The 18,798-nt window shown below is 36.4% G+C and carries 22 protein-coding genes; 9 read left to right on the forward strand and 13 right to left on the reverse strand.

The window, feature by feature from the left end; translation table 11 throughout:
* Window positions 1–66: 66 nt before the first annotated feature.
* The 4 genes from VK90_RS20875 to VK90_RS20890 form a co-directional block, all read right to left on the reverse strand.
* Window positions 67–879 carry an ABC transporter ATP-binding protein gene (locus VK90_RS20875; RefSeq protein WP_002174412.1) on the reverse strand — a complete coding sequence of 271 codons (813 nt, stop codon included), beginning with the start codon at window positions 877–879 and terminating at the stop codon, window positions 67–69.
* Window positions 880–894: 15 nt separating this feature from the next.
* On the reverse strand, window positions 895–1,911 hold the full coding sequence (locus tag VK90_RS20880) for a FecCD family ABC transporter permease (protein ID WP_048374916.1): 1,017 nt from the start codon (window positions 1,909–1,911) through the stop codon (window positions 895–897).
* Window positions 1,908–2,963, reverse strand: a complete 1,056-nt coding sequence (locus tag VK90_RS20885; RefSeq protein ID WP_048374917.1) for a FecCD family ABC transporter permease — start codon at window positions 2,961–2,963, stop codon at window positions 1,908–1,910. Before VK90_RS20885 ends, VK90_RS20880 begins: the two co-directional genes overlap by 4 nt.
* A gap of 251 nt (window positions 2,964–3,214) precedes the next feature.
* Entirely contained in the window at window positions 3,215–3,439 is a 225-nt protein-coding gene (locus tag VK90_RS20890; RefSeq protein WP_048374919.1) for a DUF1450 domain-containing protein, read from the reverse strand.
* Window positions 3,440–3,726: 287 nt separating this feature from the next.
* On the opposite strand from VK90_RS20890, the gene VK90_RS20895 reads away from it, so the two are divergent.
* A complete protein-coding gene (locus tag VK90_RS20895; RefSeq protein ID WP_048374921.1) occupies window positions 3,727–4,419 on the forward strand; it encodes an RsfA family transcriptional regulator in 693 nt (230 codons plus the stop codon).
* A gap of 168 nt (window positions 4,420–4,587) precedes the next feature.
* Window positions 4,588–5,433, forward strand: a complete 846-nt coding sequence (locus VK90_RS20900; RefSeq protein ID WP_048374923.1) for a lipoate--protein ligase family protein — start codon at window positions 4,588–4,590, stop codon at window positions 5,431–5,433.
* A 48-nt stretch (window positions 5,434–5,481) separates the two neighbouring features.
* Here VK90_RS20900 and VK90_RS20905 read toward each other — a convergent pair whose 3' ends face one another.
* Together VK90_RS20905 and pta are read right to left on the reverse strand one after the other, a co-directional pair.
* Entirely contained in the window at window positions 5,482–5,940 is a 459-nt protein-coding gene (locus tag VK90_RS20905; RefSeq protein ID WP_048374924.1) for a hypothetical protein, read from the reverse strand.
* Window positions 5,941–6,083: 143 nt separating this feature from the next.
* Window positions 6,084–7,055, reverse strand: coding sequence for a phosphate acetyltransferase (gene pta, locus VK90_RS20910; protein WP_000067215.1), 972 nt, complete (start codon window positions 7,053–7,055; stop codon window positions 6,084–6,086).
* A 278-nt stretch (window positions 7,056–7,333) separates the two neighbouring features.
* Here pta and hemQ point away from each other — a divergent pair, with 278 nt between their 5' ends.
* The 4 genes from hemQ (at window position 7,334) to gerQ (ending at window position 10,612) form a co-directional block, all read left to right on the forward strand.
* On the forward strand, window positions 7,334–8,077 hold the full coding sequence (hemQ, locus tag VK90_RS20915) for a hydrogen peroxide-dependent heme synthase (protein WP_025147009.1): 744 nt from the start codon (window positions 7,334–7,336) through the stop codon (window positions 8,075–8,077).
* 191 nt (window positions 8,078–8,268) lie between these two features.
* Window positions 8,269–9,546, forward strand: coding sequence for a serine hydrolase (locus VK90_RS20920; RefSeq protein ID WP_048374927.1), 1,278 nt, complete (start codon window positions 8,269–8,271; stop codon window positions 9,544–9,546).
* A 175-nt stretch (window positions 9,547–9,721) separates the two neighbouring features.
* Window positions 9,722–10,144 carry a cell wall hydrolase CwlJ gene (gene cwlJ / locus VK90_RS20925; RefSeq protein WP_048374929.1) on the forward strand — a complete coding sequence of 141 codons (423 nt, stop codon included), beginning with the start codon at window positions 9,722–9,724 and terminating at the stop codon, window positions 10,142–10,144.
* Window positions 10,145–10,171: 27 nt separating this feature from the next.
* On the forward strand, window positions 10,172–10,612 hold the full coding sequence (gerQ, locus tag VK90_RS20930) for a spore coat protein GerQ (protein ID WP_048374931.1): 441 nt from the start codon (window positions 10,172–10,174) through the stop codon (window positions 10,610–10,612).
* Window positions 10,613–10,644: 32 nt separating this feature from the next.
* Here the strand turns inward: gerQ and VK90_RS20935 are convergent, their stop codons facing one another.
* From VK90_RS20935 to VK90_RS20945, 3 genes are all read right to left on the reverse strand, one after another.
* Window positions 10,645–11,013, reverse strand: coding sequence for a DUF423 domain-containing protein (locus tag VK90_RS20935; RefSeq protein ID WP_048374933.1), 369 nt, complete (start codon window positions 11,011–11,013; stop codon window positions 10,645–10,647).
* A 64-nt stretch (window positions 11,014–11,077) separates the two neighbouring features.
* Window positions 11,078–11,365, reverse strand: coding sequence for a YwdI family protein (locus tag VK90_RS20940; protein WP_002174423.1), 288 nt, complete (start codon window positions 11,363–11,365; stop codon window positions 11,078–11,080).
* A gap of 6 nt (window positions 11,366–11,371) precedes the next feature.
* A complete protein-coding gene (locus tag VK90_RS20945) occupies window positions 11,372–12,364 on the reverse strand; it encodes a potassium channel family protein (protein ID WP_048374935.1) in 993 nt (330 codons plus the stop codon).
* A gap of 96 nt (window positions 12,365–12,460) precedes the next feature.
* Here VK90_RS20945 and VK90_RS20950 point away from each other — a divergent pair, with 96 nt between their 5' ends.
* From VK90_RS20950 to VK90_RS20960, 3 genes are all read left to right on the forward strand, one after another.
* Complete coding sequence (locus tag VK90_RS20950; protein ID WP_048374937.1) at window positions 12,461–13,744, forward strand: purine/pyrimidine permease; 1,284 nt, start codon at window positions 12,461–12,463, stop codon at window positions 13,742–13,744.
* Window positions 13,745–13,949: 205 nt separating this feature from the next.
* Complete coding sequence (locus tag VK90_RS20955; RefSeq protein ID WP_025147002.1) at window positions 13,950–14,771, forward strand: Cof-type HAD-IIB family hydrolase; 822 nt, start codon at window positions 13,950–13,952, stop codon at window positions 14,769–14,771.
* Between the two features lie 209 nt (window positions 14,772–14,980).
* A complete protein-coding gene (locus tag VK90_RS20960; RefSeq protein WP_002174427.1) occupies window positions 14,981–15,271 on the forward strand; it encodes a DUF3817 domain-containing protein in 291 nt (96 codons plus the stop codon).
* 43 nt (window positions 15,272–15,314) lie between these two features.
* Here the strand turns inward: VK90_RS20960 and VK90_RS20965 are convergent, their stop codons facing one another.
* Genes VK90_RS20965 through VK90_RS20980 form a run of 4 tightly spaced genes read right to left on the reverse strand, consistent with a single transcriptional unit; the run spans window position 15,315 to window position 18,792 of the window.
* Window positions 15,315–15,992: a uracil-DNA glycosylase gene (locus VK90_RS20965; RefSeq protein ID WP_048374939.1), complete on the reverse strand. Its 678-nt coding sequence runs from the start codon at window positions 15,990–15,992 to the stop codon at window positions 15,315–15,317.
* A gap of 19 nt (window positions 15,993–16,011) precedes the next feature.
* On the reverse strand, window positions 16,012–17,004 hold the full coding sequence (locus tag VK90_RS20970; RefSeq protein WP_002174429.1) for an ABC transporter permease: 993 nt from the start codon (window positions 17,002–17,004) through the stop codon (window positions 16,012–16,014).
* Window positions 16,997–17,914, reverse strand: coding sequence for an ABC transporter ATP-binding protein (locus tag VK90_RS20975; RefSeq protein WP_002174430.1), 918 nt, complete (start codon window positions 17,912–17,914; stop codon window positions 16,997–16,999). Before VK90_RS20975 ends, VK90_RS20970 begins: the two co-directional genes overlap by 8 nt.
* The gene (locus VK90_RS20980; RefSeq protein WP_141548796.1) at window positions 17,911–18,792 is read right to left on the reverse strand and encodes an SGNH/GDSL hydrolase family protein; all 882 of its coding nucleotides are present in this window, start codon (window positions 18,790–18,792) and stop codon (window positions 17,911–17,913) included. The genes VK90_RS20975 and VK90_RS20980 overlap by 4 nt, the downstream gene beginning before the upstream one ends.
* Between the last annotated feature and the right edge of the window lie 6 nt (window positions 18,793–18,798).

Genomic DNA, 18,798 nt, shown 5'->3' on the forward strand with positions numbered 1-18,798 from the left:
ATAAGAAGCTCAACGTCCATTAGAATCCCCCCCTCTTACCTCTTTAAGAGGGGGACATTCTATTAATTATGCTTTTTTACGCAATTGATTACTAATCATCGTTAAATCGTATGTTAAGCAAATTGGTTTACAGTTTACTGGACATGGAACGATTTGCGCTTCAATCTCAAATACATTACGAAGCGTTTCACTTGTCATAACTTCATCTGGTGTTCCTTGTTTCATTAACTTCCCAGCTTTTAATGCAATCATATGATCAGAGAAACGAGAAGCATGATTTAAATCGTGAATGACCATAACAATCGTTCTACCTTCTTCTTGGTTTAACTTCTTCAGTAAGTTTAATACTTCAAGTTGATGAGCCATATCTAAGTATGTTGTTGGTTCATCTAACACGAGTAAATCTGTTCCTTGTGCAAGAGCCATCGCAATCCATACACGTTGACGCTGACCACCTGATAAAGCTTCTGCTGGACGATTTGCGAATTCTGTCATTCCCGTCACTTCAAGTGCCCAATGAATGTAGCGATAATCCTCTTCTTTCAATGTTCCAAATCCTTTTTGATGAGGAAAACGTCCATATGAAACAAGTTCAAACACAGTAAGGCCCGTTGGCACTTCTGCAGTTTGTGGTAAGATCGCCATTTTCTTTGCGATTTCTTTTGTTGGCTGTTTCTCAATTGCTTTTCCATCAAGATAAACAGTACCTCGTTTTGCTTTCAAAATACGAGAAGCCGTTTTTAATAATGTGGATTTCCCACAACCATTTGGTCCAATAATCGTTGTAATTTTCCCTTCCGGAATTTCAACTGTTAATCCATCTATAATTAACCCTTCATTATAGCCAACAGATACCGAATCAACTGCTAAAGTTGCCATACAAAAAGCCTCCCTTTATTTTGTCCTCATAAGTAAATATATGAAATATGGTGCGCCAATTACAGAAATAACAAGACCGACCGGTATTTCTGAAGTTGGTAACACACTTCTTGAAATTACATCTGCAAATAAAAGCAAGAACGTTCCTATTAATGCAGCTGTTGGTAACATAATTTGATGTTTACCACCAACGAGGCGTCTCGCTAAATGCGGAGCCATTAAACCGATAAAGCCGATTCCGCCCGCAACAGCAACAGATGCGCCAGCTAAACAAACTGCAATAAATAATAATTTACGTCTTTCCTTTTCTACGTTTACGCCAAGGCCAACTGCTGTAGAGTCGCCTAAATTCATTACATTTAATATGTGCGCTTTACTAATGGCAAGTGGTAAGAAAATAACCATCCACGGAAGTACACTTAGTACGAATTTCCAATCTGTACCCCACAGACTTCCCGCTAGCCAAATCGTGGCAAAGCGGAAATCGTTAGATGTCATCTTCATAGAGAAAATTAAACTAACAGCTCCAAATCCCGCTGCAACCGCGATACCTACAAGTATTAATCGAGTCGATGAAACGCCATCTTTCCATGCGAGTAAATAAATAATAACCGCTGCTAATATCGCTCCAACTAGCGCGAAGAATGGAAGGATAAATACAGATAAAAGTGTACCAGTTCCAACTTTTCCAAAGAAAAAGTAGACGAATACAACAACTGTTAATCCCGCTCCAGCGTTAATACCTATAATACCTGGATCAGCGAGTGGATTTCGTGATAAACCTTGCAAAATCGCTCCTGACATAGCTAATGCAGAACCAACTAATATAGCAATAACCATACGTGGCATACGAAATTCAAATAAAATAACAGACTGATCTTCTGCACCTAATCCAACTAATGACTTTAATACATCCATTGGAGGTATTTTAAATGTTCCTGTATTTAAGCTTACTAAAAATACAGCAACGATTAATCCTACTAAAATCGTTAAAATTGAAATATTCTTTTTTGTTAAGACACTCGTCCTCACATTTTTCCTCTCCCTTCGTTACGTGCTAAGTAGAGGAAGAATGGAACCCCAATTAGCGCTGTAATTGCTCCAATTGGGGTTTCAAATGGTGGATTAATAATACGAGATAACATATCTGCACATTCAATTAACAATCCACCTAAGACCGCAGAACACGGGATAACCCATCTATAGTCTGAGCCTACAAGGAAACGAGTCATATGCGGAATTACAAGTCCAACGAATCCAACCGATCCTGCCATAGAAACTGCAGAACCTGTTAATACAAGAACAAGTACTGTTCCGATAAATTTAATTAATGTCGTATTTTGACCAAGTCCAATCGCGATTTCTTCACCAAAGCTTAAAATGGTAATATATCTCGACATCATAATTGCAATAATGAGACAAACTAGACCAATCGGCACTAACATATTAATACTTTGCCATTTCACTCCGGCAACACCGCCTGCATTCCACATACTTACCTCTTGGGCAAGGTTGAAGTACAGTGCAATTCCAGATGAAATTGCCCCTAATAAAGCACTAATTGCCGCACCAGCTAAGGCTAATTTTACAGGCGTTAATCCACCTGGTGAAGAAGACCCAATACCATATACAATGCTCGCACCAAACGCAGCTCCAATAAAAGATGCGATAACAAACATTAAATAGGGTGAATTAGGGAAAAATGCATACATAATTGCAATTCCAAATACAGCTCCATCTGTAATTCCCATTAACGATGGTGATGCAAGTGGATTTCGTGTCATGCCTTGCATAATTGCTCCTGATACCGCTAAAAAGGCACCTGCAACTACGCCCCCTATTGCTCTAGGCATGCGTAATTCTTGAATTACGTTATGGTGCGTTATAGAACCGTCAAACTGGAACACAGCTTGCCATACAGTCTTTAAACTAATATCTGCTGCACCAAACGAAATAGAAACCGCCATACTTAAAGCTAACAAAATTGTGCCCACTATTAATATAATAGAAGCAATGAGCGGTCTGCTCTTAATCTCTTTAACATTCACTTCTTGCTGCTCTATACTCCTTGCGCTCGCTTCCATCCCTCAACCATCCTAACCAACACATATATTTATTGAAATGAAATTTATTCTCAAATAGTAATAAAAAAAATAGGTGAATCGACCCTTTCTTGATAATGATTCTCAGAATCACACTTTCTATTCTACCTACCGCTCCAAAAGGCTGTCAACCATTATTTTGAAATACGAACCTATACAAAATCCTCATTTAATATCCCATCTCGTTTTATAATCATAAAAAAAGAAGAGTAATCTGTTCACTCTTCTTTTTCTTACTTATTTAACTTCGCTTCAATTTTTAAAATTAATTCATCTTCTGTTGGTGCTGCAACTGGACGATTATTTACAAATGCAAATGATTTTTTACGACCAGGACCGCAGTATGATTGACATCCAACTTCAATCGTTGCACATGAATCTACCTTTTTTAACTTCGGAATTAACGTTTTAACATTCGTCGCCTGACAATCATCGCACACACGAAATTCGTTTCCCACTATATAACACTTCCTCTATTTTAAACTTTTCACAAGTACATTTAAAAATAAACACTAAATGGTATTTTACCGCTCTTTGAGGCTTGTTGCAAGTCTCCCCATATAGCTCTACCCTTATGTAAAGCTACATATTATGTATATTTTCTCCTACAAGTGCTTTCATCATTCACGACAAAATTTCTTCCCTTCATCGAAATCTACCATATTTTTAAAAGCTTTGTATAAAAGCTCGTTTTTTTGCCCATTATAAAAATAGGAAGTTCATAAAAAGAAAGGGAGTTGAATCTATGAAAGTGAGACAAGATGCTTGGACAGACGAGGACGATTTATTACTTGCTGAAACGGTACTTCGCCATGTTCGAGAAGGAAGTACTCAATTAAATGCATTTGAAGAAGTAGGAGATCAGTTAAATCGTACATCAGCTGCTTGTGGTTTTCGCTGGAATGCTGTTGTTCGCTATAGCTATGAACAAGCTCTTCAACTAGCAAAAAAACATCGTAAAGATAAAATGCGTGCTGCGAGCGGTGAACAAGCAAAAAAACGTTTACTTTATACACCACCAGCTTCAGAAGCGGTAAATGATTATGAAGAACTAGTACCATACGAAACAGCTGTTCAATATAAAGAAACTATCCCATATCAAGAACCGACTGTTCCTGCTTCAAAAAGCTCAATAACAATGCAAGATGTTATTTACTTTTTACAAACAGTTGGATCTTCAAATATAAAAGTAACAGCTCTTGAAAACGAGAATACGAGATTGAAACAAGAAATAAAAGCGCAAATGCTACGAAATGAAGAACTAGAAAAGAAACTAGAAAAATTAGAAAAGCAATCTCATACTGTACAAGAAGATTACGAAACACTTATGAATATTATGAACCGAGCTCGCAAATTGGCAGTAATGGATGATGAGGAACGCTCACAAACATCTTTCCGAATGGATCGAAACGGTAATTTAGAAAAAATCGCAGAATAAAAAGGATGCATATGTGCATCCTTTTTTATTTCACTTCAACTATGTATGCTTCTTCGAATTTAGAATCCCCCTTTATCATTCTTAGCCAAGAAGATTCCTTTCCAAAACCTTCTTCCCTCTTTTTTGCTATAATAGAGATTGTCATTTTAAAGATAAGGGGTTAGTTAAATGAGCAATTCCCGTTCGATTTTATCTCAGCCAGAGTGGCGTATTGTGGATCAGTCTAGTTTAGGACCAACATTCCATGCATTGCAGTCATTCGCAATGGATGACACATTATGCACAAGTATTGGAAATGGCGAATCAGCTGCAACAATGCGCTCTTGGGTTCATCACAATACAATTGTTCTAGGCATTCAAGATTCACGCCTACCACATTTAGAAGAAGGTATTTCCTTTTTAAAACAAAACAACTTTAATGTTATCGTTCGTAATTCTGGTGGACTTGCGGTCGTACTTGATGAAGGTGTTTTAAACGTATCACTTTTATTCCAAGAAACAGAAAAAGGTATTGATATTGATCTTGGGTACGATACGATGTGGCATTTAATTAAGGAAATGTTAAACGATTACGATGTTACTATCGAGGCAAAAGAAATTGTTGGTTCTTACTGTCCTGGTAGCTACGATTTAAGTATTCGTAATCAAAAATTCGCTGGTATTTCACAACGCCGTATTCGCGGTGGCGTTGCTGTACAAATTTACCTATGTGCTACAGGAAGCGGTTCTGAGCGTGCCGCACTCGTTCGTGATTTTTACAACGTAGCAATTCAAGGAGAAGAAACGCGATTTACGTATCCTGAAATTGTGCCGAGCACGATGGCTTCACTATCTGAATTACTTGGCGAAACAATTACAGTGCAAGATTTAATGATGCGTCTTTTAAAAACGTTGCAGCAATTCGCTCCAAAGTTAACACCATCTCAGCTAACATTAGATGAAATTCCTTTATACGAGACGAATTTACAACGTATTATTGATCGTAACAATAAGGCACTTGGCTTAGAAAAATAGAAACCGTCGCTATAATAGCGACGGTTTCTATTTTTTATATAAATGCTTTTATTTCTTAACCACAACAAATTGTTTATCTTCTAAGAAAAATGTATCCCCTAATTGCTCAATATATTTTTTCTTATTTAGTTTAATATGTTTACCAAATTGAAGATTCTTCAAGTCGATTGTAATTTGTAACATATCATCTTTTTCGTGTGCTTCTTCTCCATCTAGACAACTATAGATTTCTATTTCTTCACCATCGTTTAAATTGCAATTTATGTAATTAAATAATGTCCTTACACTTCCGCCTGGTCTAGATAAATACCCATATATTTCGTATACAAACATTTTATTAAAATGCTTTCTTATTGGCTCATAGTTCGTTTCTAATGTAACTATCTCTACGAACTCTTCTTCATATAAATTAATAAAAAACGGTTCTATATTTTTATCCCCTTCATCCATTCCTACATTCACTGCTGGTAATTCTTTATCCGCAGCAATAAAATAATGTACTGTCATCGTGCTCCCTCCCCTTATTGAAATTATATATATCCCCTAATAATTTAAAACTACTTAATTCTTTAATAAAAAACAAAAATGACCATCCTATTCCGTTATACACGAAATAGGATGGTCATTTTTCATATCAATTCGTTATAAAATTAAAGTGCTTGAGCCGCTGTAATTAAAGCTAACTTGTACACTTCTTCTTCGTTACATCCACGAGATAGGTCGTTTACAGGCATGTTTAAACCTTGTAAGATTGGTCCTACTGCTTCGAAGTTACCTAAACGTTGAGCGATTTTGTAACCGATATTACCAGCTTCTAAGCTTGGGAATACGAATACGTTAGCATCACCTTTAATTGTAGAACCTGGAGCTTTTTTCTCAGCTACAGATGGTACGAATGCCGCATCGAATTGGAATTCTCCATCTAAAGTTAATTCAGGAGCCATTTCTTTTGCAATGCGAGTTGCTTCTACAACTTTTTCTGTTTCTGGAGATTTCGCAGAACCTTTTGTAGAGAAGCTTAACATAGCAACGCGTGGATCAATACCGAATAGTTCAGCAGTTTTCGCACTTTCGATACCAATTTCAGCTAAATCTTGGCTGTTTGGTGCAATGTTAATTGCGCAATCAGCGAATACATATTTCTCTTCTTCACGTACCATGATGAATACGCCAGAAGTTTTTGTAACGCCTGGTTTTGTTTTAATAATTTGAAGTGCTGGACGAACTGTATCAGCTGTAGAATGAGCTGCACCACTTACTAAACCGTGTGCTTTGCCCATGTATACAAGCATTGTACCGAAGTAGTTTTCGTCTTTAAGGATTTTGCGAGCGTCTTCTTCTGTTGCTTTACCTTTACGGCGTTCAACGAAAGATGCTACCATTGCATCCATTTCTTCGTATGTAGCTGGATCGTAAATATCAACGCCTGCTAATGTTAAGTTCATGCTAGCAGCTTTCGCGCTAATTTCTTCTTTATTACCAACTAAAATTGGTTTTACTAGTTCTTCTTTTGCTAAACGCTCTGCAGCGCCTAAAATTCTTTCATCAGTTCCTTCAGGAAGTACGATAGAAATGCCTTTTCCTTGAACTTTTTCTTTTACTGTTGTAAATAAATTGCTCACGAATAAACCCTCCTACAAATGTTAAAAAACTCTACCTTTAAGAATACTTCTTTTCATCTATATTTTAAACTTATAGCCCCCAAAAAATAGATAAAATAAAAATGATTATATTTTCATAAAATTCAGCCTAGAAATAAAGCCTATTTAAGCCTTATTTTCTCCCGTTTTTCATTACATATAAATGTGACAATTTTATGCGTCGAAACTTTATATAGATGATTTTAAACCTATATATGCTATAGTTAACGTGTAAAATATCATTAACTGAGGTGAATAGAATGAGTGAAGCAACAACAACGTTAGATGGCTGGTATTGTTTACATGATTTACGTTCTATTGATTGGGCAGCATGGAAAACATTATCTAGCGACGAACGCGGACAAGCAGTGTCTGAATTTTTAAATGTCGTTGAAAAATGGAACGAAGTAGCTACTGCAAAAAAAGGTAGCCATGCAATGTATACGGTTGTTGGTCAAAAAGCAGATATTATGCTTATGATCTTGCGTCCAACAATGGAAGAGTTAAATGAAATTGAGACAGAATTAAATAAAACAACATTAGCTGAATATATGGTTCCTGCATATTCTTACGTATCTGTTGTTGAACTAAGTAACTACCTTCCAGCTGATGAAGATCCATACCAAAACCCACAAATCTTAGCTCGCTTATATCCTGAGTTACCGAAAGCAAATCACATTTGTTTCTATCCAATGGACAAGCGTCGCCAAGGTAATGACAACTGGTACATGCTTCCTATGGAAGAACGTAAGAAACTTATGTACAGTCATAGCAAAATCGGTCGCCAGTACGCAGGTAAAGTACGCCAAGTTATTTCAGGCTCAGTCGGATTCGACGATTTTGAGTGGGGTGTAACATTATTCGCTGACGATGTTCTTCAATTTAAGAAACTTATATATGAAATGCGCTTCGATGAAGTAAGTGCCCGCTACGGTGAATTTGGTACATTCTTTGTCGGAAACATTTTACCAGACGAAAAAGTAGCGAAATTTTTACACGTATAATATCGAAAAAGGAACGAAATTCGTTCCTTTTTTTCATATTTAATATATTTCTCCCGAAAATCCCCTTTTTTCATCAATTATCAACAAAAATAGACATTTTTTCGAATTTCTTGCAAAATTGTAACCTTCCAATATCCAAATTTATGCTAAAATGGTACGAGCTATATGCTAATAACGATGCGAAGGTGATAATGTATATGAAGAAAATCTTGTCTATTTTACTATTGCTTTTATTGTCATTTTCTTCCTTAGGAGTAACAACATCCCATGCGGAAGAAAAAATACATATAGAGGCAGCTGCTGCACTTCTATTTGATGCAGATACAGGAAAAATACTGCATGAACAAAATCCAGATGAATTACTAGCTATCGCTAGTATGTCAAAATTAATTGTTGTTTATGCCGTTTTAGAAGCGATTAAGGAAGGTAAAATTACTTGGGATACGAAAGTAAACATCTCTGATTATGCTTACGAAGTCTCACGTAATAATGAATTCTCTAACGTTCCATTTGAGAAAGGACGCCAATATACGGTAAGAGAATTATATCATTCTATTGTTATCTTTTCTGCGAATGGATCTAGTATTGCTTTAGCGGAACTTCTTGCAGGAAGCGAGAAAAACTTCTTAAATGTTGCAAATGAACATGCGAAAAAACTAGGGTTAAAGAAATATAAATTTGTAAACGCTACTGGATTAAATAATGCTGATTTAAAAGGAAAACATCCTGAAGGAACTGATCCGAATGGAGAAAACTCTTTATCAGCTCGCGATATGGGTATTCTTTCAAAAACAATTATTACAAAGTATCCAGAAATGCTAGAGGATACAAAACAAAGATTTAGAAACTTCCCAGATAATCATCCAAAACCAATTCGTATGGAAAATTGGAATTGGATGTTACCAGGTGCTGCCTTTGCTTACGAAGGATCAGATGGTTTAAAAACAGGAAGTTCCGATACAGCCGGCTATGGTTTTACCATTACAGCAAAACGCGGTGATTTACGTCTTATTTCTGTTATTATTAAAACGAAATCAATGGACGAACGTTTCACAGAATCTCGCGCATTAATTGAATATGGATTTAATAACTTCGAAAAACAAAAACTAAAAATAGATAAAAACAACAAAATTTCTGTAGTAAAAGGAAAAGAAGACTACGTAACAGTTGCACCAGAAAAAGAAGTGACAGTAGTTACTGCAAAAGGTAACACACCATCTTACAAAATTTCAGCTGAAGCCGATAAATCACTCGCTGAAGATGGAAATTTAGTCGCTCCTATTAAAAAAGATGCAAAAGTAGGTTCAATCGTTTTAGAATCAACTGATAAATACGGTTTCTTAGACGGAAACAAAAGTATGAAAGTTACTGCAAAAACGACTGAAGAAGTAGAAAAAGCAAATTGGTTCGTTTTAACAATGCGTTCCGTTGGTGATTTCTTCTCAGGCTTATGGTCTAAAGTGTTTTAATAAAAAAAGCTAGCCCGCGCTAGCTTTTTTTTATTTTCCCCTCTAAATATAAAACTTTGTTTGGTTGTCATATCTAGGTCCTTTTTCTCATACGTATGAACTAGTAATTGTTCCACACTTCATCTAGAAATAAACCTCTTTCTACAATGCATTCCCAAAAGAGAGGTGACACATAATGGGCGTTATTGCTTATACAGAAGAAGATGTTAAGTTATTAGCTAGACTCATGCGTGCTGAGGCCGAAGGAGAAGGGCAACAAGGTATGCTGATGGTCGGAAACGTTGGCGTAAATCGTGTCCGCGGAAATTGTTTAGATTTTAAAAAAATACGTAATTTACGTCAAATGGTTTATCAAAATCCTGGTGGTTTTGAGGCAACTCAAAAAGGGTACTTTTATCAACGAGCAAGGGAACAAGATATCGCCTTAGCGCGGCGAACCATTCAAGGACAACGTTTTTGGCCTGCCAATTTTGCCCTATGGTTTTTTAGACCTGAAGGTCCTTGTCCACCAACTTGGTATAACCAACAAAATTCTGGTCGCTTTAAAAAGCATTGCTTCTTCCAGCCATCTGGTGAGGATTGTCCTAGCGTATATTAAGGAATGAAAATGAGGAGGGATTTTTAAATGGCACAGCAACAAAATCCATACAACGGAACAGGTTTTTATCAACCATCTGGAACTTATATGCAACCGCAACAAATGACTCCACAACAGCAACAACAGCAACAACAGCAACAGCAAGCAATGCAACAACAAGCTGCTCAAGCTCAATATGCAGTGTCTCAAGGTATGCTGCCAATAGAGCAATCGTATATTGAAAATATCCTTCGTTTAAACAAGGGTAAACCAGCTACAGTTGTAATGACTTATGAACGTGGTAGTTCGCTTGGTACACAATCTTATACAGGGATTATCGAGGCAGCTGGCCGTGATCATATCGTTATTAGTGAACCAAAATCTGGAAAGCGCTATTTACTACTAATGATTTACTTAGATTATGTAGAATTCCCAGGAGAAATTGCGTATTTACCTGGTCAACAAGCAACTTATGCTCCAAGGTCATAAAAAAAAGCTGGCAAATGCCAGCTTTTGTTTTTTTATAACCCTTTTACAACTGCAGTTCCGACTAAAATCCACGCCACAATAAACGCTACACCACCAAGCGGTGTAATTGGACCAAAGAACTTAATGCCTGTCGTACTTAATGCATAAAGACTGCCTGAGAACATAATAATCCCGGCTACCATAAGCCAACCAGCAGTGCTTAAAAGCGACGATTGAATCTTATCCATTAATAAAGCAACTACGAATAATCCCCCTGCATGAAACATTTGATATGTAACGCCCGTCTTCCACACTTCTAACATTTTTGCAGAAATTTTATTTTCTAAACCATGTGCTCCAAAAGCCCCTAATGCAACAGATAGTCCCGCTGCAATACAACCTAGTAAAAAGAAAATTTTCATCTTAATTCCCCTTTTTTACCTTTATCATAAGCAATTTTCACATATAAGCCAAACGATTTTACTTTTAAAAATCAAATAAAGAATTACCGTTTGCATCATTTTCTTTTATATATACTTTTTCTCCAGAAACTGGCATAACTGGTTGAACTGTCGTCATAGGTTGAGATCCGATTACTTGTGATTGAACTTGTGGTTCCCTATACGTATGTGACTCAACTTGTTCATCTAATAATAAATCACATAAAGCACGTACAACTAATAAATGCTCTTTTGATTGCTGTCCTTCACTACTTTTCGCCTTTGCAATTTCATTCGCCATTTTATTTAAAATCTTATCGCTAGATACTTGCATTCCTTGTCACCTCTTACTTTGTAGTTCTTTCTCAAATTGCCCCAGTTTCTCAACTGAACCAAATACTATTATCATATCATGTTCTTGCAGTTTTTCCTGCCCTGTCGGATTGTGGATAATTTCCCCATCTCTTAAAATCGCTAAAATCGTTACATCAAATTGATTTCTCACATTACTCTCTAGTAACGATTTATTGGCTAAGATAGAATCTTTACCAACTTGAATTTCTTCAATTACAAATGATTGCTCCACTCCATACAATACTGTATCAATATAATGAACTGTTAACGGATTCGCAATACCTTTCGCTATATGAATTCCTGCCATACTAGATGGATTAATAACCTTATTTGCACCAGCGCGCCGTAATTTCTCTTCTGTTTCTGGTTTTTCAGCTCTTGCTACTATTTTAATTGCATCATTGAGCCCTCTTGCCGTTAATGTAATAAATACATTTTCAGCATCGTTTGCTACGATAGCAACTAGACCAGCTGCCTTTGAAATTCCAGCATTATGTAAAACGTGATCTTCAGTTGCATCTCCATGTACATATAAAAGTTTTTCCTGTTCGAATGTACTTCCATCTTTATCCACAACTACAAACGGGATTTTCTTTTCCTGTAATTCATGTACAACTTGAAGCCCTACTCTTCCGCAACCACATACTATAATATGATTTTCTAACTGTGCTATTTGTTTATCCATCTTCTTCCTCCGTACTGCATGAAATAAATTCCCTTCAATAATCATAGCTGCTACTACCCCAATTGCATATGTAACGATACCGACACCAACAGGTATAATAAGAAGCGCAAAAACTTTTCCCGCCTGTGTCACAGGAACCGCATCACCATATCCAACAGTTAATACCGTAATCATCGTCATCCAAAATGCTTGAAACAAGCTAATCTCTTCAATTGTCATAAATCCTAGCGTTCCTAGAATTACAACAAAGGTCATACATATAACTGCTATCCATAATTGCTTACGTGCATTCATATTATGTTTCAACTCTTTTCTCTATCTACAATCTTTGCCAGAGGAAATGAAATACGTATATACTAGAAACGGAATCTATGAAAGAGGTTGATATTAATGAAGCTATTTCTTTCTGCCTTGCAATGGGCACTATTTATTTTAGCTGGAAGTCTTATTGTACCAATTAGTGTCGCAACTAGTTACGGTCTTGATGGTGCTGAAGCTATCGCGTTTGTACAAAGGACATTATTTGTTCTCGGTTTTGCCGGCCTCTTACAAGCTATATTCGGTCATAAACTTCCTATTCAAGAAGGCCCTGCAGGCCTTTGGTGGGGAATTTTCTCCCTTTATGCAAGCTTAGGTGTCGTATTATTTGGATCAAGTAATGAAACACTTAAGGTCCTTCAGTACGCTTTCCTATTAAGTGGCATCATTTGTATTATTCTTAGTGTTTTTGGACTTATTGATAAACTAGTTCGTTACTTTACACCGACAGTAATTGGAACGTATTTATTCCTTCTTGTCGCACAACTTAGTGGCTCCTTCTTAAAAGGCATGTTTGGCCTTGATGGACAACATACAGAAGTACAGCCAAAGGTATTTATTCTTTCACTCATTGTTATTTTACTATCTTTTTTCATTATGAAGCTACCTATTATTGGACAATATTCCGTTCTTTTCAGTATCGTCTGCGGCTGGATATTATTCGCGTGCTTCGGATTATCTAATCCAGTAACACCTGTGACAGATATAATTCGTCTTCCATCGCTATTTGTTTTCGGGATGCCCCGCATTGAATGGAACATGGCAATTACAGTAGTTTTCGTCACGCTACTACTTCTAACAAATATGTTAGCAAGTATTCGCGTTGTACAAAAGGTTGTTTCTAAGTATGAAGAAGATGCCGCTTCAGACCGCTTCAAACAAGCTGGCATTATAACAGGAATAAATCAATTACTAGGTGGTCTATTTTCAGCCATTGGTCCTGTTGCCATTTCTGGATCAGCAGGGTTTATCGCAACGACTAATATTTATAAACGCCTCCCATTTATGTTAGGGTCAAGCTTTATTATTCTTGTTAGTATATTCCCAAAGATTACTTCATTCTTTGCAGCAATCCCTGTCGCAGTTGGATATGCTGCAATTTATCCTGTATTTGCAAGCATGATTGGTCTCGCTTTTCGCGAATATGACACTGTACAAAATAAAGAACAATTATTTAAAGTAGCAGGTCTTTCAATCTTTACAGGAATCGGAGTTATGTTTGTTCCAGCAGGGGCTTTTTCTACACTACCACCATTTTTAGCATCATTTTTGAGTAATGGTCTTGTTCTTGGATCTGTAATGGCTATCTTACTGGAAATACTATTTTCTCGTTCTAACGAAAAACAACTATCGTAAATTGGAAAACTTCCATTATTGCACTCTACCTTTAGAGTTGTTACGATAATGATAAATTATCATGGGCAACACGCTCATGATAATTTATACTAACAATGCAAGACTTCACCTGATTTCATGCGAAGAGGTTCGATGTCTTACTATATATTCCCCAATACCTTCATAAAAATTTATTTCTATTTAAACAAAGAAAGGAATTTCCCATATGACTTATAAAATGATTGTTTTAGATTTAGATGATACTTTATTACGCGATGACCATACAATTTCACCTCGTACGAAAGAGGCTTTAATGACAGCACAAGAGCAAGGAGTTAAAGTTGTACTTGCTTCTGGGCGTCCAACGTTTGGTATGCGCAACGTCGCGAAAGAGCTTCGTTTAGAAGAATACGGTAGCTTTATTCTATCTTTTAACGGCGCAAAAATTATTAACTGTAAAACAAATGAAGAAATCTTTAGTAGTACTCTATCTCCTGAAATCGTTCACAACCTATTTGAAATTAGTAAAGATGAAGACGTTTGGATTCATACTTATATTGGCGATGATATCGTAACAGAAGAAAATAATCCTTATACTGAAATTGAGGGCGAAATTACTGGTATGCCAATTATTGAAGTTGATAATTTCAAGGCTGCAGTCAAAGAACCTGTAGTAAAAGTATTAATGAATAAAGAGGCTGAACGCCTTGTTGAGGTAGAAAAGAAACTACAAAAACAACTAGAAGGTCAATTAAGCGTTATGCGCTCAAAACCATTCTTCTTAGAATTTACTGAGCATGGTGTTACGAAGGGAACGAGCCTAAACCAACTAATCCAAACACTTGGCATTAAACGCGAAGAAGTAATCGCAATGGGTGATAGCTATAACGACCAAGCGATGATTGAATTCGCTGGTCTTGGCGTTGCAATGGGCAATGCACCAGATGATATTAAAGAAATTGCAAACTATGTTACAGATACAAATATGAACGATGGCGTTGCAAAGGTTGTAGAGAAATTCGTACTAAAAAGCGAAGCGCTTGTATAATATTTTCATTCATAAAACCTATTTGAAGTCAAATACTTCAAATAGGTTTTTGTTTAAATTGCCATGCTTTTGTGACTATATTTTGAACTTTGCACTATTCTCGTAGTGTAAACTTTCTTTTTGTATATAATGGAACAAAATAGACTATTTCATTTTGAAAAAGAATACAAATTTACTATATACAAGCATACGTTAAAGGAGGCTATTTCATGTTATCTACACCAATCGGACGATTAAGAGCAATCGGCTTAATTGAGGGGATTTCTTTCCTATTACTATTATTTGTAGCAATGCCGTTAAAATATTTCGCGGGGTTTGCAACAGCTGTTAAAATTACAGGTATGGCTCATGGTGTCTTATTCATACTATTCATCTTTGCGGTAATTCAAGTAACAATCGTACACCGTAAATCAATTTTATGGGCACTTGGCGCACTTGCTGCATCAGTTATCCCATTCGGCACTTTTGTACTAGATGCAAAACTTAAAAATGAACAGTAATAGTAAAAAGGTAGTTAATAATTGTTAGCTACCTTTTTAGCGTTTATATATTTGGAATTTGCCAATCGATTTCTTTTTCATCCCTATTAGATAAAATCTCATTTACTTTAGAGTACGGCTTACTTCCAAAGAAACCACGTCTTGCTGATAATGGACTTGGATGTACGGATTCAATAATATGATGATTCGTATTCGTAATTAACTTTTTCTTCGCCTGTGCATGGCGTCCCCACAATATGAAAATAACTGGCTTTTCACGTTCATTTAGCAGTTCAATCACGCGATCTGTGAAATGCTCCCATCCTTTCCCTTTATGAGAATTTGCCTCACCTTGGCGAACTGTTAATACAGTATTTAATAATAATACTCCTTGCTCTGCCCACTTTACTAAATAACCATTATTCGGAATTTCATAGCCATATTCATCTCGCAGTTCTTTATACATATTTAACAGCGATGGCGGTGTTTTTATACCCGGTTGTACAGAAAAGCTTAAACCATGCGCTTGATTCGGTCCGTGATACGGATCTTGTCCTAAAATAACAACCTTTGTATTTTCATAACTTGTATACTGCAGAGCGTTAAAAATGTCTTCTATCTTTGGATAAATAACATGCGTACTGTACTCTTCTTCCAAAAATCCGGCTAATGTTTGATAATATTCCTTTTCAAACTCTGATGCCAGTAATGAACCCCAATCATTCTGTAAAGTATTTTTCATACCTTCACTTCCTATCCAATTAATTCACCATATCTTGTTTTGTAAATACTACGAAAGAAATAATAAGGGAAACTACTGCCCATACGGTTAAATTCATTAAGGAAAACCCCATTGATAACCCTTGTAATGCAGGCAGTTTTCCTGATAAATAATCCGTTAGCGATAAGTTGACACTAAAAATATATTTCGCACCTTCCCAAGACGTTGCAAAAGAACTCAAAATTCCGCCAGCAATTAATGCAGCTAACATAACGCCCATACCAGCTGGTGTATTTCGAATTAACACAGAAACCATAAATGATATAGTTCCTACCACAATAGCAACAAACCAAGCTAGTCCGTACGCCATTAATATGTATTGCCACTGCGGGATAAGATGTACAAAATTCGTATTTAATGTCTCCTTATCAATAACGAATCCTGTTAAAACAGGCAAATTCCATCCTGAGTATCCAAATACAAGCCCCGATAATGCGTAAGCAAACACACCGACAAGAAGCAAGATGAGCGAAATGAAAAATAACATCGTCACATATTTACTAAGGAGTATTTTCCAGCGCCGAATCGGCCTTGTAAGAAGCATTTTCATCGTACCATCACTTCGTTCTCCTGAAACGATATCAATTGCGACAATCATAACGAGCAATGGAATAAATAACGTTATTCCTTGTTCAATAAACGCCCTCACAAATGTCGGGGCTCCTGGTGCAGTCGGATTAATATCATGATCCAAATAATATTGTTGCTGTTCCACCCTCACCTTTAACCAATCACGCCATTCTTCTGGCAACCTTGAGTTGTTCAAACGGTTCTGAGAATCAACAATTTGTTGTTGCAACGATACTTTCCAATCAGTTGTGCCGAGTCTTTTTTGCGTTGTTTCTATTTCACGATACTGGGCGTACACAAAAAGTGGAATCAAAATTGCTAAAATAAGCATGACAACGAAAATACGTTTCTTACGGTAAATCTTTTCTGATTCGTTTAAAACTAGATTCGCAAATTCACGCATGTTGCTCACCCCTTGTGAGTTCAATAAATAAATCTTCTAACGTAAATACGAGCTCTTTAACGCTATGTACATCTATCCCGTTTTCTACAAAACGCTTATTCCAAACATTAATAGACGTAACATCCATACGACATAGTAAACGCTCATCTTCTATACTAACTTCCCCTATTTCCTCAGCGGCATCTAGCATGTCTTTCGCCTTGGAAATCGGTGTAACAACCCACTCTACACGATCACTCGCCGTTTTGATCAATTCTTCTATAGGTGCAACTGTTATCATTTTCCCTTTATGAATAATAGCGACACGGTCGCATATCATTTGTACTTCACTTAATAGGTGACTCGAAATAAATACACTCATGTTCTCTTCTTTTACAAGCTTATGTATAAATTCTCGCAGTTCTCTAATTCCAGCTGGATCTAAACCGTTCGTCGGTTCATCTAATATAAGTAATTTCGGATTTCCAAGAAGCGCCTGTGCAATTCCGAGACGCTGCTTCATACCGAGGGAGTATGTTTTTACCTTATCGTGAATACGCTCGTCTAAATGAACCATTTTCGCAATTTCACTAATACGTTCGTCGGGTATATCACCAAGCATACGCGCAAATTGCTTTAAGTTTTCCCATCCAGTTAAATATGTATAAAGCTCTGGGTTTTCAACGATACTTCCAATTTGACGCATCGCTTCTCTGAAATTTTCCTTAATAGAATAACCACCAACAGATATAGTACCTTCTGTCGCTTTAATAAGTCCGACTAACATTCGAATAGTTGTTGTTTTTCCAGCTCCGTTTGGTCCTAAGAAGCCGAAAACTTCCCCTTGCTTTACATCAAACGAAATGTTTTCTACCAGCGTTTTCTTTCCAATTACCTTCTTCACGTCTCGTACGGAAAGTATCGTCGTCATTTTATCCCTCCTTGTTCTAGTTTTAATTTACTTACAACATTTTGGATTAATCGCTCTGCCATATATGTGTAACCTACTTCATTCGGATGAAAATGATCGGAGTATAATAAATCTTTTCCACGATTTTGGAATAAATCGAATGTAGGTGTAATATATACATTTTTATCATTTAATGCTAACTTCTCTAAAGAAGCATTCCAATCAACAACTATATTCGATGACCCTTTTAAATCTTCTACATCCTCAAAAGGATTGTATAAACCTAACCAAAAAATAGGGCTATCTGTATTTAATTTACGAATTTCTTCTATAATTTTCTTTGCTTCATTTTGAAACGTTTCAGTATCAGGACGATACGTCTCTAAATCTATCTTTCCGAGCGATTCCCATCCTGGGAATAAATCATTTCCTCCAATTGTTAAAACAATTACATCGGCTTGCTTAATTGAATATTGAGCGCCGCTGCTTTCAATTTGTTTTAATAAATCAGGCATTTTCGCACCACTAACTGCTAAGTTGGTTAGTGCAACTTTTTGTTTATAATCTTTTTGTAAATCTTCTTTCATTCGTCCAATATAGCCAATTCCTTCTTTATCACCAACGCCGCGCGTTAACGAATCACCTAAGCTAACTATTTGTAACGTTCCATTTTTCTTCTTTTCTTTCTCCACTACGTCAGTTTTCGTAATTAATTTTGAAGCCTTCGGATTTAATACATCATTCACACCTGAAACAAAACCGTATGCAAATAAACAGAAAGACGCAATTGTAATAAGCAGAATTACTTTTACTAATTTTGATCTCATATCAAAACCCCTTTTAGCCCTCATAGATTGTCCATAATTATACCAAACGAATTTTTGAAAAGCGATTTTCACCCCTTC

The sequence above is a fragment of the Bacillus sp. LK2 genome (assembly GCF_001043575.1).
Classification (GTDB): Bacteria; Bacillota; Bacilli; order Bacillales; family Bacillaceae_G; genus Bacillus_A; species Bacillus_A paramycoides.

Excerpts from the sequence above, each read along its gene's own strand:
- VK90_RS20955 (WP_025147002.1), top strand. The coding sequence starts at position 13,950 with ATGACTTATAAAATGATTGTTTTAGATTTAGATGATACTTTATTACGC.
- cwlJ (WP_048374929.1), top strand. The coding sequence starts at position 9,722 with ATGGGCGTTATTGCTTATACAGAAGAAGATGTTAAGTTATTAGCTAGA.
- VK90_RS20945 (WP_048374935.1), bottom strand. The coding sequence starts at position 12,364 with ATGAATGCACGTAAGCAATTATGGATAGCAGTTATATGTATGACCTTT.
- VK90_RS20960 (WP_002174427.1), top strand. The coding sequence starts at position 14,981 with ATGTTATCTACACCAATCGGACGATTAAGAGCAATCGGCTTAATTGAG.
- VK90_RS20965 (WP_048374939.1), bottom strand. The coding sequence starts at position 15,992 with ATGAAAAATACTTTACAGAATGATTGGGGTTCATTACTGGCATCAGAG.
- VK90_RS20970 (WP_002174429.1), bottom strand. The coding sequence starts at position 17,004 with ATGCGTGAATTTGCGAATCTAGTTTTAAACGAATCAGAAAAGATTTAC.
- VK90_RS20920 (WP_048374927.1), top strand. The coding sequence starts at position 8,269 with ATGTATATGAAGAAAATCTTGTCTATTTTACTATTGCTTTTATTGTCA.
- VK90_RS20905 (WP_048374924.1), bottom strand. The coding sequence starts at position 5,940 with ATGACAGTACATTATTTTATTGCTGCGGATAAAGAATTACCAGCAGTG.
- VK90_RS20975 (WP_002174430.1), bottom strand. The coding sequence starts at position 17,914 with ATGACGACGATACTTTCCGTACGAGACGTGAAGAAGGTAATTGGAAAG.
- VK90_RS20885 (WP_048374917.1), bottom strand. The coding sequence starts at position 2,963 with ATGGAAGCGAGCGCAAGGAGTATAGAGCAGCAAGAAGTGAATGTTAAA.
- gerQ (WP_048374931.1), top strand. The coding sequence starts at position 10,172 with ATGGCACAGCAACAAAATCCATACAACGGAACAGGTTTTTATCAACCA.
- hemQ (WP_025147009.1), top strand. The coding sequence starts at position 7,334 with ATGAGTGAAGCAACAACAACGTTAGATGGCTGGTATTGTTTACATGAT.
- VK90_RS20875 (WP_002174412.1), bottom strand. The coding sequence starts at position 879 with ATGGCAACTTTAGCAGTTGATTCGGTATCTGTTGGCTATAATGAAGGG.
- VK90_RS20940 (WP_002174423.1), bottom strand. The coding sequence starts at position 11,365 with ATGCAAGTATCTAGCGATAAGATTTTAAATAAAATGGCGAATGAAATT.
- VK90_RS20950 (WP_048374937.1), top strand. The coding sequence starts at position 12,461 with ATGAAGCTATTTCTTTCTGCCTTGCAATGGGCACTATTTATTTTAGCT.
- VK90_RS20895 (WP_048374921.1), top strand. The coding sequence starts at position 3,727 with ATGAAAGTGAGACAAGATGCTTGGACAGACGAGGACGATTTATTACTT.
- VK90_RS20935 (WP_048374933.1), bottom strand. The coding sequence starts at position 11,013 with ATGAAAATTTTCTTTTTACTAGGTTGTATTGCAGCGGGACTATCTGTT.
- VK90_RS20900 (WP_048374923.1), top strand. The coding sequence starts at position 4,588 with ATGAGCAATTCCCGTTCGATTTTATCTCAGCCAGAGTGGCGTATTGTG.